This window comes from Microcella sp. (assembly GCF_046296455.1).
GTDB lineage: Bacteria > Actinomycetota > Actinomycetes > Actinomycetales > Microbacteriaceae > Microcella.
In genome coordinates this window covers 1-14,112 of record NZ_JBKBLF010000018.1, presented here as the reverse complement: position 1 = coordinate 14,112, position 14,112 = coordinate 1, and the positions used below count along the sequence as shown (strand labels likewise).

Below are 14,112 nucleotides of genomic sequence, written 5' to 3'. Positions count from 1 at the left end.
CGACCGCCCCTCCCGAATTGGGAGGCGGTGACCGGATGCAGTACAGTCGTATCCGGTCTCACGGGGATATAGCTCAGGCGGTTAGAGCGCTTCGCTGATAACGAAGAGGTCCGAGGTTCAAGTCCTCGTATCCCCACTCCATTTATTGTCGCGCCGCCGCTCCTGCGGCGTGACGGCGCTTCCGCGTCGCGAACGCGGTCGCGACGCTTCGCGTCTCGCATTCGAGCAACACGTTCGCCTGAGCGAGGGAGTGACGGGGTTCCTCCGCTCAACTCTCTCCGGACGGTTCGGTAGAGTGGATGGCGGTTCGGGGCCTTAGCTCAATTGGTAGAGCGCCTGCTTTGCAAGCAGGAGGTCAGGAGTTCGATTCTCCTAGGCTCCACAGGTTCTTTTCACCGTGCTGCTCGTTCAGAACGATGCCGCCTCCTCGAGGCGTGGCCTGTTGTTGCATCACGTCGCTGATAGAGCACCGATTGTTAATCTGAACCGGCGTCAGAGTTCACGGGATTGATCGACACTCAATCGTCCTTCCCCCTCCGACGAGATTGCCTTCGGTGTCCGCAGAAACCCCCCTCACACTTCGGGTCACTCGCGCGCGCCCCGACCGAGTATTCCGTGGCTTCGCCCTTGCGGGCGGCATCTCGGTGCTTGCGATCATGCTCCTGGTGGGCCTCTTCCTCTCCATTCGCGCAGCGGACGCGCTGGGGGCAGCAGGGTGGAGCTTCTTCACTGAGCAGGCCTGGGAGCCGGACGCCGGCCGATTCGGAATCGCTGCCATCCTGTTCGGAACGGTCTTGATTGCCCTCGTCGCGATCTTGACTGCAGTTCCTCTTGCTTCGGCGTGTGCGCTGTACATCACGCAGTATGCGCCATTGCGCTTGCGACCAACCCTGATCTCGCTCGTCGACCTCATGGCGGCGATTCCCAGCATCGTCTTCGGACTCTGGGGCTTCTTCTGGTTGCAGGGGGAGGTCGTACCGGTCGCGCGATGGATCTCACAAAACTTCGGATTCATTCCCATCTTCGCTGTAGAAGGAGCAGACCCGAGCGATCCGCTTGCTCCCACGACAGTCTTCACGTCCTCCACGTTCATCGCGGGTCTGGTCGTCGCCATGATGATCACCCCGATCATCACCTCGATCATGAGAGAGGTCTTTGATCAGGCCCCCATTGGTGAGCGAGAGGGAGCGCTCGCCCTCGGTGCGACGCGCTGGTCGATGATTCAGACGGTAGTCCTTCCCTTTGGTCGGGCGGGGATGATCGGGGGCAGCATGCTGGGCCTCGGTCGTGCTCTCGGGGAGACCATCGCCGTGTACATCATCATTTCGCCGGTCTTCGTTTTTCAGCCCCGGATTCTCGAGAACGGAGCAATCTCAGTCTCGTCACTGATTGCTCTCCGGTACGGCGAAGCGACAGAGTTTGGCCTCTCGGCGCTGATGGCGGCCGGGCTCGCGCTGTTCCTCATGACCCTCGCGGTCAATTTTGCCGCCTCCCTGATCGTCGCGCGTTCGCGGTCGGGGGTGAGTAGCTGACCATGGCCATCGACACCCTTCCACCACCTGCCGTTGAGCAGTTGGCCCCGGTCGATGACGCGACGCGATTCGATGAAATCACTCAGGGCCAGGAGGCTGCTGCTCGCACCATTCAACGGGAAGTACGGCGGCAGCTCGGGGGGGCGCGGCTGGGAGACCTCTTCGCTATTGCTGGCGCTTTCACCGCGTCACTCGGCTCGACGTGGGCCGTGACCACGCAGATAATGCCCGTGACAGGGGTGCTCGGGCCGCTCCTCATTGCCTACGTCTTGTTCCTTGTCTTTTACGCACTGCTCTTGTCATTTAATGAGCCGGGTCCGGTTGTGCGCGACCGCGTCGCGGCGGTGATCGTGCACAGTCTCGCCATCATCGTCGTGTTGACGCTGGTGTTTGTCGTGACGTTCACGATCTATCGGGGGCTCGAGGCACTCCGCTTCCCGAACTTCTTCGTCCAAGACATGTCGCTCGCGGGACCCCTCGACCCACTGAGCCTCGGGGGAATCATTCATGCGATCGTCGGTTCACTGATCCAGATCACGATCGCCCTTGTGATCACGATTCCGCTCGGCATCTTGACGGCGCTCTATCTCAATGAAATGCCGGGTAGGTTCGCGAGTTTCGTGCGAACCGTCGTCGAAGCGATGTCGGCATTGCCGTCCATCGTCGCCGGCCTCTTCATTTACGCCACCGCGATTCTCATCCTCGGCCTCGAGAAGTCGGGCTTCGCAGCGGCGTTGGCGATCAGCGTGATGATGCTGCCGATCATGATCCGCGCCGCAGACGTCGTCATTCGCATGGTTCCAGCCACCCTGAAGGAGGGCGCCATCGGTCTCGGGGCGGGCCAGTGGCGAACCGTGTGGCACGTGGTGCTGCCGACATCTCGGTCGGGACTGACGACCGCCATCATTCTGGCCACCGCTCGCGGCATCGGCGAAACCTCACCGGTGCTGCTCACCTCGGGGTTCACGGCAGCTCTGAACCTTGACGCCTTCCGGGGTCCGATGATCTCGCTTCCACTCGCTGTCTTCCAGTTTGTCAAGTCACCCGAGCCGACCATGATCGCTCGAGGCTTTGGGGCCGCTGCCGTGCTGATGCTGCTCGTGCTCGTGCTCTTCGCGGGTGCGCGGTGGCTCGGTGGGCGAACGATCGAGAAACGCGAGCGCGCGCGAGTTCGTCGCGAGCGGGTCTTCGCGTCGATCGCCGCCGCACTTGCTCCGTTGGGTCGGGCGCTTGCGCCCCTCGGGCGACTCGCTGTTCCTGTGCTTCGCAGCGTGAGAGACGCGATTGCGCGCGCGCAGGTGTGGATAGGGCGCTCGGCGAGGGCGTATGTCGCACGTGTGGGCAGCGCCATCGCGGAACGTCGCGCACAAAAAGCGGCAAGACGCGGCGACGTTGAGGTCGACACGCCCACCACCGAACCGTCCCCTTCGTCACACCACGCAGCAGGAGAAACGACATGATCCGGCCCCGACGCACTCCGATGAGCGCTGTGCTCGCGACCATCGTTGCCTTGTGCCTTCTCATCACGACGGCCGCGGGCGCACCGCAGGCTGCATCTGCTCGCGAAGACATCGTCCCCCAATCGTCCACTGCAGCGACCTACGTGCCCATCAGCGGTGCAGGCTCCTCGTGGAGCGCCAACGCGATCGATCAGTGGCGCCGCAATGTTCAGCAGTTCGGTATGCGCGTGAACTACGCGAGCACGGGGTCGTCTGATGGCCGCAATCAGTTTCGCTCGGGAACGGTCGACTTCGCGTCGTCCGAGATTCCGTACGGCCTCACTGACGGGGGCGTCGTTGACACTCCTCCAACTCGAAAGTTTGCCTACATGCCGATCGTTGCTGGAGGCACGTCGATCATGTACAACCTCACGATCGGCAACCAGCGCATCACGAACCTTCGTCTGTCGGGGGAGACGATCACGCGCATCTTCACCGGCGTCATCACGAGCTGGGACCATCCTGCGATCAAGGCTGATAACCCCGGGATCACCCTTCCCGCACGACGCATTGTCCCGGTTGTTCGCTCGGACGGCTCGGGTTCGACCGCGCAGCTCACGGCTTGGATGGCCTCCGAACACCGCTCTCTCTGGGACGCGTACTGTGCCAAGGCCAACCGACCGACACCGTGCGGTCAGACGTCGAACTACCCCGTGCTCTCTGGATCGGGATTCGTCGGGCAGCCGGGCTCGCAAGGCGTGGCGGGCTACGTCTCGCAGCGCGCCAACGTGGGAACCATCACCTACGTCGAGTACTCATATGCACTCAAGGCCGGATATCCCGTGGCCAAGGTGCTGAACAGGGCCGGCTACTACGTCGAGCCCACCGCGTCCAACGTGGCTGTCTCCCTGTTGAGCGCCCGCATCAACAACGACCCCTCCTCGTCGGCGTATCTGACGCAGATTCTTACCGGGGTGTATCGCAGCACTGACCCGCGCGTGTACCCGCTGTCGTCGTACTCGTATCTCATCGTGCCCACGGCCGCGGAAGGCAACTTCACGGCGGCAAAGGGCGAGACGCTCGGGGATTTCGCCTACTACTTTCTGTGCGAGGGGCAGCGTCAAGCCGAGGCCTTGGGCTACTCGCCACTTCCGATCAACCTCGTGAAGGCAGGTCTGGAACAGGTTCGGCGAATCCCGGGCGTTGAAGTGCAGTCGATCAACATCAGCAAGTGCAACAACCCGACGTTCTCGGCGGATGGAACCAATACCCTCGCTAAGAATGCTCCGCAACCGGCGGCGTGCGATCGACGGGGTGACACCCAGTGCGCGACAGGCACGGGTGGCGCTGCCGATAATCCGACCCCCACCGATAACTCCGGCGGCTCTGACTCGGGCTCAGACGCGGGGGAAGGCGTCGACACCGGTGTCGACGCCGGCGGCGGCATGGGTGGCGGCGGCGGACTCGGTGGCGGCGGAGGACCCGGGTCCGTCGGTTCCGGCGGGGGAACTGCGATCTGCGACATCGACACAGGGGCGTGTCAGACCGTCGCGTCGGTGCCTGTCGAGATCGAGAGCGCGGCCGAGGGATGGACTCGCGACAACGTCTTGATGATGGTCGCTCTTCTCGTCCTGCTGGCGACGGTCATCATTCCGCCTGCACTCGCTCGCATGATTCGCGGCTCGAGGAGCAGCTCGTGAGTGGGTCCCGGCTGCTTCGTTCAGCGCGCCAACTTGTCGTTGGAGGGCTTGTAATGAGCCTTGTTGGGGCGATGGGTCTGATGGCCACGCCTTCGTTCGCGGTCGCCGACGACAGTCCTGGCGATAACGTCGTCGAGACCGCTCCTCCTGTCGACGACACCGCTTTCCCGACGGAGTCGCCCGAGCCCACTCCGCGTGCCGCGACCCCCGCACCGAAGCCGGTTTCCGCCACCGCGACGGTTCCCGCTGGAACGCGGTCGGTCAGGTGGGGAGATCTCTACCCCGACGCGACCGGCCCCGATGCGGCAAGCCTGGCTGACCTCGAAGTGACCGTGAGTCAGACGGAGCAGCTGACGAACCAAGGTATCGAGATCTCGTGGCGCAATGCGCGCCCCACCTCTCTCGGGGAATTCGCCACGGACTATCTGCAGATCATGCAGTGTTGGGGAGACGACCCATCCGGGCCCCTTCCGACGCAATGCCAATGGGGAGCACCCACGAGTTCGATCACCACCCTGATCGGTTTGCGCACGGGCTCCCGTGACCTTGTGCGCAACGAGGACCCAGCACAGGTCTACGACGCGACCGTTCGCATCCCGCCGCCCCCGGACAACCCGTTCGCCAACGTCTTTCGAGTCCCGTTCCAAGCCGTGGATGGAACGCGAACCTTCGCTCCTGGCGACTTCTTCGACTCGACGACATCGAACGAGGTCACGGCGGTGCGCACCGGTGCTGACCGGACCGGCTCGGTCTTGTTCGAAGTTCAGACGGCGCTCGAGGCTCCGCATCTTGGATGCGGTGCGTCGAATGAGGGCAGCCCTCGGTCCTGCTGGCTCGTGATCGTGCCGCGCGGGACTTTCAACCTCAATGGGCAGAACGCCACGACAGCGTCGGCCGCGGGGCGTATTCTCGGCAGTCCGCTGTCTGCCACAGCCTGGGCGCAACGCATCGCCATCCCGCTTGGCTTCCAGCCGCTCACGCGCTCGTGCGCACTCGGTTCTGAGGAGCGTCGGGTTGCGGGTGCTGAGACCATCAGCGCAGCCATCACCCGCTGGCAACCGGCTCTGTGCGACGGCGGTACGACCTTCGGCTTCTCCATGATCGGGGACGGCGAGGCACGACGCCTCATCGTCCGCGATGACCCGACCGCGAGCAAGCTCGCCTTCGTGACGTCGGTCTTCCCGGAGGAAGAGCGTCAGGGCGCGACGATCAAGTACGCGCCGGTGGCGCAGAGCGCGATCGTCGTGGCGTACAACATCGACTATGCCCTCAATAGCGAGTCAGCAATTGCGGCGAGAAATGGAACCCGCGTCGGCGAACTCGTTCTCAACGCGCGGCTTGTCGCGAAGCTGCTCACGCAGTCCTACCGCAACGACATCCCCGACGGTGGTGTGATCGGGGGAGTCACCAACAACCCCGTGTCGATCGTCAAAGACCCGGAGTTCTTGCGGCTGAACCCTGACTTCCGAGACTTTGGAATCAACGCGTTCCCGCCCGGACTCGTTGTTGCGCTCGGGGGCAGTGACGCCAACGCTCTCGTGTGGCAGTGGCTGCGCGCTGACCCGCTCGCGCGCGGATTCCTGGCTGGCGTTGCCGATGAGTGGGGCATGCGCATCCACAGCGCCTATGACGCTCTCGACCTCGACGTCACGCCGACCGACACGTTCCCGAAAGCGGATCTGTCGACGCTTCAGGAGGACCCCGCCCCTCCGCCCGGCTTCGGAACGCTCGACATGCGCCCGTACGCTGCCGATTACCAGGAGGCCGCCCTTCGAGCTCTTCGCGGTGAGTCGGGAGCTCGAACCGCGTGGGATCCGACCCGGCTGCCACCCAGTTACGTGTCGACGGGTGTGCAGCGGCCGGGCGCACGATTCATGATTGCGATCGTCGATGCTCCGAGCGCGGCGCGATTCGGTCTTCGAACGGCCAAGCTCGTGAACGCAGCAGGCCAGGCAGTGGCGCCCACAGCCGAGTCGATCTCGGCAACGATCGCGAGCGCAACTCCTGACGCAGCGACAGGCGTTCGCACGATCGATCCGTCCCTCGTGAAGGGTGGAACGTACCCGCTCAGCGTTCCGATCTACGCGGCGGTGAACTATTGCGGTGCCGACACGGCAGCCCTCGCTGACTACAAGAAGCTGCTCGACTATGCGGTCGGGGCCGGCCAAGTGGCAGGAGATGCGTCAGGTCAATTGCCCGACGGGTACGTCCCGCTCCCGGCCGTGGATGTCGACGCCGCGAAGGCCGTGACGGCGTCGTTCGCCACGGCATCGACGACGTGCGCGATTCCGACATCGCCTGCAATCGAGGAGCCGAACTTCGATGACTTTGGCGAGGACTTCGGTTCTGGCGGAGCGCTCCCGATCGACGGTCCGGTACCAACGGCGTTTCCCGAGGTCGAGACGGTTCGGGCTGTCGCTTCGGTGCCCGCGGGGATCGGACCGGTCGGCTTCGCGGCAGCTCTGGCGCTCGGGGTGCCGAGCATGTTTGCCGGCGCGATCCTCTCGCGCCGCGCACGACGACTTCTCGATGACGAGGAGGCCTTGTTCGACTGAACAGCCGGCGCACCACCTACGTGACTCCCCTGCGACAAACCCGTGTGTCTCGACATCGAGACACGTCATTCGAAAGGAAACACGCACTCATGAACACCACACTCTTTGCACGCAGCCTCGCGGCGGCGTGCGCTGGAGCCCTCATCGCGGGAGCCGTCGTGGCCACGCCCGCGGTGGCCGACCCCGCTGCTGACGAATACGGCCAGCTCGTCGTCTTCGGCTCGGACACCACGCAAGACGTCATGCAGGGCCTCTCGGCGGCCGTGAACACCGCTGCCGAGGAAGACCTTCTGGCGAACTACCTTGCGGTTGGCACGTCGACCGTTCAGATCGACGCTGCAGGAACGATCGCGCCCCGAGCGAACGGATCGTCTGCGGGTCGCGACATGCTCCGCGTCGCGATCGGTCAGACGGCGACGGCGACCATCGCCCGTCAGACCGGTGGCTCCTTCTCGGCCAACTCGAACGTGATCGGCCAGATCCAGGCAGCGCGCAGCTCGAGCGGTGTGGGATCGAACGGTGCGGCCAACGGCGTTCTGGCATACGTGCCCTTCGCCAAAGACGCCCTCACGATGGCCGTCAAGACGGGGAGCCCGCTGGCGGTCGTTCCGTGGTACATCGGCAAGGGTGAGGACACCACCAGCAAGCCGAACCTCACTGCTGTCTACAAGGGTGCCGTGACGCACGCCTACATCGATGGCGACGGCACGGAACTCGACCCGTACACCTACGTGGGTGTTGGGCCTGACGCCACGATTCCGGTTGACGCGCCGGCCGGCACGCAGGCCATCGCGATCCGCCCGGTCATCCCGCAGTCGGGCTCGGGAACCCGCTCGTACTTCATCGTCGATGTTCTCGGCCTGGCCGACAACAACGCGGGTGGCATTCCGGCCCTGTTCCGCAGCTCGGTGATCAACATTGAGGGCACGGACTATCCCGTGCAGGAGCACGACGGCACGGTCATGGGTCTCGACGAGACCGTCATCGGTCCGTTCTCGATCGGCCAGTATGTCGCGTTCACCAACTTCGCCAGCACCGGGCAGCCGGTCGTGACCGATCGTCGTAACGGAGCGTCGCTCCTTCCCCTGCGGGCGACCGAGGCGCTTGAGGCGCAGGCGCCTTTTGTGGCGGCGGAGGGTGACCTGATCAAGGCCAACCCGGCGTTCGTCGCGGCGACCCGCAATGTGTTCAACATCGTTCCGTCGCGGAAGCTCGACGACCCGAGCACAGTTGAACACCGTGTCTTCAACGGGCCCGATTCGCTGATCTGCCAGCAGGAAGCCACGATCGAGCTGTATGGATTCGTGCCGATCGAGGAGTGTGGCGACGACACGAACCGCGCGTACGCCCCGAACGCTGACAACACGAGCACCATCTCGTGGGAGGCCCCGACTGGTCTGGCCGTCAACGAGTCGTCGAACGTTCTCGTGACGGTCGACTCGAAGACCCACCGTCAGGGCGGCACGGTCAACATCCTCGCCGGAACCGAGGTCGTGGGAACGGCCGATGTCGCTCCGCATGTTGCGACCGCAACGGCCACCGTTCAGGTTCCGGTCACGATCGACACGAATGAGTCGAGCGTTGACCTGCGAGCGGTGTTCATTCCCACCCTCGCCGGGGTTACTGGTTCGCAGACTTCCGTGTCGAGCGTTCCCGTCACCCAGGAGACCACGACCTTCATCTCGACGAAGGCGACCTCGACGATCGGTCAGTTCATTACGGTGGTCGGCTGGGTCAATGGTGCGGAGGGTGGATCGCTCGCTCTCTACGATGGCGACACGCTGCTGAGCACGTATGAGCTCGACAGCGACGAGCAGGCGACTGCCTTCCGGTTTGCCGCGCGTCAGCTGAGCTACAACTTCCAGGTGCGTTACGTGCCGCCGACGGCGACCAACTTCGCCCCGAGCGTATCGAGCACCCGTACGGTGACCGTCGCTAAGGCAATCCCGACGGTGACGGCGTCGGCCCCGACCGTGCGATTCGGCACGGCCGGTCGCGTTTCGGTCACCGTTGCTCCGGTGAACGGGGTCGTGCCCACGGGGCGCGTTGAGATCCGTAGCTCGACGACGGGTGCGCTCCTGGGAGCGGGGAACGTCTCGGCGACGACTGGGAAGGTGACCATCACCCTGCCGAAGACCCTCTCGCGTGCAACCCGCACGCTGTCGGTCCGGTACCTCGGCAACACCTTGTTCAACGCCCGCAACACGACGGTCAAGTTCACCGTTCGCTAGTGCGCCACGGCGGGGGGGGGGGGGGGGGCGGGGGGCCCGCCCCCCCCCCCCCCCCCCCCCCCCCCCCCGCCTGCTCGGTCCACACGTCATTCACCCGAAAGCACCCACCATGTCCCCGACTGACCTCCGCGAGCTTCCGCGTCGCCTGCACCAGTGGGCCGCGGGAGCATGGTCAGCTACGCGCTCGTCGTTCGCGCGAGCGTCGAACAGGTTCGCCAGCGACAACGCGGATCTCGAATCGGTCGTCGATCGCGCGGCCGCACCGTTGTCTCCGCTCGAGCGGGCCCGATTCGGCTCCACGGTGCTGCTCCTGCTCGGCTCAACCCTGCTCGCCTTCGCGGCCTACGTGGTGGTGATCAGTCCCGTCACTCACGCCCGGGATCAGCACATTCTTCAAGAGGAGCTTCGGTTCGAGCTGGCGAACTCCACGTCGCCCGTCTCGCAAACCGGTGCAGACGGAGAGCTGCTGCCGCTCGGCACCCCGATAGCCCTGCTTGAGATTCCCACGATCGATCTGAGAACGGCCGTCGTGGAAGGCACGACCTCCTACACGCTGCAGTCGGCACCCGGACACCGTCGGGACACGGTCATGCCCGGCCAGCAAGGAGCGTCGGTGATCTTCGGGCGTCAGGCCGCGTTCGGTGGACCATTCGCCAACCTTGGTCAGCTCAGTGAAGGTGACCGCATCGAGGTGACGACTGGCCAAGGAACGTCGACCTATCGCGTCGTCGGAGTTCGCGTCGGACAGGAAGAGTTGCCTGACCGCCCCGCTGCCGATGGAACCCTCACCCTCGTGACCGCAACCGGCCTGCCGTTCTTTGCGATGGACACACTTCGGGTCGACGCGGTATTGATCGGCGACGCCTTCGAGGCAGGGGCTCGAGCCTTCACCTATGCCGCCCTTCCGGACGACGAGCTCGCTATGGCCTCGCAATCCGGTGGCGCTGCCGAGCTCGCACTGTATTCCCTGATCCTCTTGGCGGCCGTGGCGCTCGTGCCGTTCGTCCGCCGCTACTGGGGCCGATGGCAGGCCTGGGTCGTGGCGTCTCCGCTTCTCGCGGCCCTCGCCTTCTTGCTCTTTCGCGAAGCCTCAGCTCTCCTCCCTAACCTCACATGAACGGACCGATCGCATGACCGACACCACAACGACAGAGGCACTACCCATGGATGGCGAAAACCACGGCCTCGCCACTCTGGAGGCTCGGGGAGTCTCGGCCTGGTTCGGAGATCGCAAGGTTCTGGAACGCGTCAGCCTCGTCATGCAGCCCGGTGAGGTCACCGCACTCATTGGCCCGTCGGGGTGCGGAAAGAGCACCTTCTTGCGAGTTCTCAACCGGATGCACGAGCTGGTGCCGGGTGCCAGCCTCGCGGGTTCTGTGCTCGTCGATGACAAAGATGTCTACGACTCGACCATGCGAATCACGGATGCCCGCCGGGCTATCGGCATGGTGTTTCAGAAGCCCAACCCGTTTCCGGCGATGTCGATAGCCGACAACACGATCGCGGGCTTGACGCTGACGGGCCAGAAGCTGTCCAAGTCGGAGAAGGCGCGAGTGATCGAAGAGTCGTTGACCATGGCGGGGCTGTGGAACGAAGTGAAGGATCGACTGCAGGCGGCGGGCGGCGGACTCTCGGGCGGCCAGCAGCAGCGACTGTGCATCGCGCGCTCGCTGGCCGTGGAACCGCGCGTGCTGTTGATGGACGAGCCGTGCTCGGCGCTCGATCCCACCTCGACGCGGCGCATTGAGCAGACCATTCTCGAGCTGAAGTCCCGCGTGACGATCGTCATCGTGACCCACAACATGCAGCAGGCGCAGCGGGTCTCTGACCAGTGCGCCTTCTTCCTCGCGGAGGCGGGAACCCCCGGGCAGATCGTGGAGCACGGTCACACCGACACGATGTTCTCGACCCCCAACGATGAGCGCACCCTCGACTACGTCAACGGCCGCTTCGGATAGGTCGCGGTAGAGAGTCGCTCCTTCCCCTCCGCCGGGTCGAAGGTGATCGTGGCGGCGAGACCCCTCGGTTCGCGTCGGGTGAGCGCGACATCGGCGCCGCTCGCGCGGGCGAGCTCGGCGACGATCGCCAGGCCGAGACCGGTGCCGGGTGTCGTCGTGCCGCCGCGCCAGAAGCGGTCGAACGCGCGGGCGAGCTCGTCATCCGTCATGCCAGGACCCTCGTCGAGCACGGTCAGGGTGGGGCGCTCGCCGTCGGCGATGACGACCCGGATGCTGTCGCCCTCGCGCGAGACGGCGAGCGCGTTGTCGATGATGTTGTCGAGCATCTGATCGACGCCTGTCGGCACGGCGCGCACCGCGACGTTCGACGGGCCGTCGACGGTGAGGGCGACGCCGCTCTCGGCGGCGAGCGGCTCCCACTGCTCGACGCGCTCGCGGGCGATGGCACTGAGATCGACGTCGGTGCCGGCGGTGATGGATGCTCCGGCCCGCCCCAGCGCGAGCAGACCTTCGACGATCGTCACCAGGCGGTCGGCCTCGAGCTCGGCGGCGGCGAGCCGCTCGGCGGCACCGTCGGGGTCGGAGCCGATGAGGTCGCGCGCCCGCTCGAGCTTGAGCCGCAGCGCCGTGAGCGGGGTGCGTAACTGGTGCGAAGCGTCGGCCGCGAAGGCGCGCTGCTCGTCGATGAGCCCCGACAACCGGTCGGCCATGCGGTTGAACGACCGGGCAAGTCGCACGAGCTCGGGCGCGCCGCTCGTCGGATCCGCCCGAGCGGTGAGGTCGCCCCCGGCGAGCCGTTCGGTCGTGGCGGTGAGCACGGTCAGACGTCGAGTCACGGTGCCCGAGAAGACGATGCCGGCGATGCCCGCCATGAGCAGCGTCAGCAGCGCGACGATGCCGATCACCCGCAAACGCTGCCCGACCTCGACGTCGACAACCGACTCGTCGTAGGTGAGCCGCACGGCGCCGAGGATCTCGTCGCCGCTCAGCACGGGAACCGCGACGTAGACCAGCTGCTGCTGCAGCGTGGTCGAGTACCGCGAACCCGACGAGATCGTGCCGGCGAGCGCTTCGGCGATCTCGGGCCGCGACGAGTAGTCCGCGCCGAGCGCCGATTCGTCGTCATCGCTCGTGACGAGGGCCGTGCCGTCGATCGACGTGATGACCACGCGGCCGCCGCCGGCCGCGCGATACTCGAGCGCGGCATCCTCGACCACGGCCAGTTCGGCCGCATCGAGCGATTCGAGCGCCTCCTCGGCGCGACCGGCGAGCACGAAGGCGTCGCGCTCGAGCCCCGTGACGAGCCGGTCGAGCTCGACCGTGCGCAAGTACTGCGCGAGGGGAACCGTCTGCACGACGAGAACGAGCGCCGTGATGACCATCACCATGCCCATGAAGCGCCAGCGCATCAGGGTTCTCCGAGCCGAAAGCCGACCCCGCGCACCGACTCGATCCAGCCCGGGTCGCCGAGCTTCTTGCGCACGGCGGCGATGTGGGCGTCGAGGGTCTTCGCCGTGCCGAACCACGTGGTGTCCCACACGTCGCGCAAGATGTCGGTGCGCCGATAGACGGCGCCGCGGTCGCGGGCCAGGTACTCGAGCACGTCGAACTCGCGCGGGGTCAGGTGAACGGGCTCGCCATCCAGCAGCACGCGACGCGCCCGCGAGTCGATGACGAGCCGCGAGCCCTCGTCGCCCGCGCCCCGATCGGTGGCGCCCGAGCGACGCAAGATTGCATGGATGCGCGCGACGAGCTCGCGCATGCCGAAGGGCTTCACGATGTAGTCGTCGGCCCCGAGCTCGAGCGCGACGACGCGATCGACCTCGTCGTCGCGAGCGCTCACGATGATGATGGGCACGGCGCTGGCCGCCCGGATGCGGCGGCACACCTCGGTGCCGTCGATATCGGGCAGGCCGAGGTCGAGCACGATGAGGTCGGGCGCCTGCTCGGCCGCGGCGGCGATGCCCGCCGCCCCCGTGGCGACGCGCGTCGCGGTGATCGCGCGATCGGCGAGACCGTCGACGATGCCGTCGGCCACCGCATCGTCGTCTTCGACCACCAGTACCCGCATGCGCTCATCATGCCGCGATCGCGCGGCCCGATGTGCGCATCCACCGCCGACGGCGGCGATCTTGGACGAATCTTGGATGTTCGCGGGATCGGCCTGAAGTCGCGCCGACCTACCGTCGAAGCATGAGAACACAGATCATCACCGCCCTCTCGATCGTCGCCGTGCTCGGTGCCGCGGGTGGGGCCTACGCCGTCAACCAGTCGGTGCTCGGCACGGCCTCGGCCGAAGAGACCGTCATCGGCAGCGCGACGCCCGTGCTCGTTCCCGTCGAGCCGAAGGGCGACGACATTCCCGAGGAGTACCTCAAGCAGCTCGAGCGCGCCGAGGCCGCTGCGGCGCAGCCGGCCACCCCGGTCGCAGCGCCCGCTCCCGTCAGTGCGGGGTCGAGCGGGGACGACGACGACCACGACGACGACGACGATGAGTCGGATGACGACGATGACGACGACGAGTCGGAGGACGAGGACCACGAAGATGAGGACGAATCCGACGATGACGACTAGTCCGCGGCCGGCCGCCGTGGCGCGCACCCTCACGGGTGCCGGCACGGCGATCGCGCTCATCGGCATGGTCACCGGGTTTCAGGTCTCGGCCGCCGTGGCCGAGCAGCAGGCGCAGGTCGAGGC

At 65.8% G+C, this 14,112-nt stretch carries 10 protein-coding genes and 2 tRNA genes; 10 read left to right on the top strand and 2 right to left on the bottom strand.

Going from position 1 to position 14,112, the window contains the following annotated elements:
• The first annotated feature begins 62 nt into the window (after positions 1–62).
• From ACK4HH_RS10025 to ACK4HH_RS09985, 9 genes are all read left to right on the top strand, one after another.
• Positions 63–136: transfer RNA gene (locus ACK4HH_RS10025), tRNA-Ile, on the top strand.
• 173 nt (positions 137–309) lie between these two features.
• Positions 310–382: transfer RNA gene (locus ACK4HH_RS10020), tRNA-Ala, on the top strand.
• A gap of 172 nt (positions 383–554) precedes the next feature.
• Positions 555–1,532, top strand: coding sequence for a phosphate ABC transporter permease subunit PstC (pstC, locus tag ACK4HH_RS10015; protein ID WP_409651281.1), 978 nt, complete (start codon positions 555–557; stop codon positions 1,530–1,532).
• A 2-nt stretch (positions 1,533–1,534) separates the two neighbouring features.
• Positions 1,535–2,992: a phosphate ABC transporter permease PstA gene (gene pstA, locus ACK4HH_RS10010; RefSeq protein ID WP_409651279.1), complete on the top strand. Its 1,458-nt coding sequence runs from the start codon at positions 1,535–1,537 to the stop codon at positions 2,990–2,992.
• A 29-nt stretch (positions 2,993–3,021) separates the two neighbouring features.
• Entirely contained in the window at positions 3,022–4,671 is a 1,650-nt protein-coding gene (locus ACK4HH_RS10005; protein WP_409651277.1) for a phosphate ABC transporter substrate-binding protein PstS, read from the top strand.
• Positions 4,672–4,751: 80 nt separating this feature from the next.
• Positions 4,752–7,226, top strand: a complete 2,475-nt coding sequence (locus ACK4HH_RS10000) for a hypothetical protein (RefSeq protein WP_409651275.1) — start codon at positions 4,752–4,754, stop codon at positions 7,224–7,226.
• 173 nt (positions 7,227–7,399) lie between these two features.
• Entirely contained in the window at positions 7,400–9,457 is a 2,058-nt protein-coding gene (locus ACK4HH_RS09995) for an Ig-like domain-containing protein (protein ID WP_409651273.1), read from the top strand.
• 109 nt (positions 9,458–9,566) lie between these two features.
• Positions 9,567–10,574 (top strand): sortase, encoded by a 1,008-nt coding sequence (locus ACK4HH_RS09990; RefSeq protein WP_409651271.1) that lies wholly within the window; start codon positions 9,567–9,569, stop codon positions 10,572–10,574.
• Between the two features lie 46 nt (positions 10,575–10,620).
• Positions 10,621–11,415, top strand: a complete 795-nt coding sequence (locus ACK4HH_RS09985; RefSeq protein WP_409651337.1) for a phosphate ABC transporter ATP-binding protein — start codon at positions 10,621–10,623, stop codon at positions 11,413–11,415.
• Here ACK4HH_RS09985 and ACK4HH_RS09980 read toward each other — a convergent pair.
• A complete protein-coding gene (locus ACK4HH_RS09980) occupies positions 11,391–12,824 on the bottom strand; it encodes an ATP-binding protein (protein ID WP_409651269.1) in 1,434 nt (477 codons plus the stop codon). The genes ACK4HH_RS09985 and ACK4HH_RS09980 overlap by 25 nt on opposite strands.
• A complete protein-coding gene (locus ACK4HH_RS09975; RefSeq protein WP_409651267.1) occupies positions 12,824–13,486 on the bottom strand; it encodes a response regulator transcription factor in 663 nt (220 codons plus the stop codon). Before ACK4HH_RS09975 ends, ACK4HH_RS09980 begins: the two co-directional genes overlap by 1 nt.
• 122 nt (positions 13,487–13,608) lie before the next feature.
• Between ACK4HH_RS09975 and ACK4HH_RS09970 the strand changes: the two genes are divergently transcribed.
• Positions 13,609–13,989 (top strand): hypothetical protein, encoded by a 381-nt coding sequence (locus ACK4HH_RS09970; RefSeq protein WP_409651265.1) that lies wholly within the window; start codon positions 13,609–13,611, stop codon positions 13,987–13,989.
• Positions 13,990–14,112: the final 123 nt, after the last annotated feature.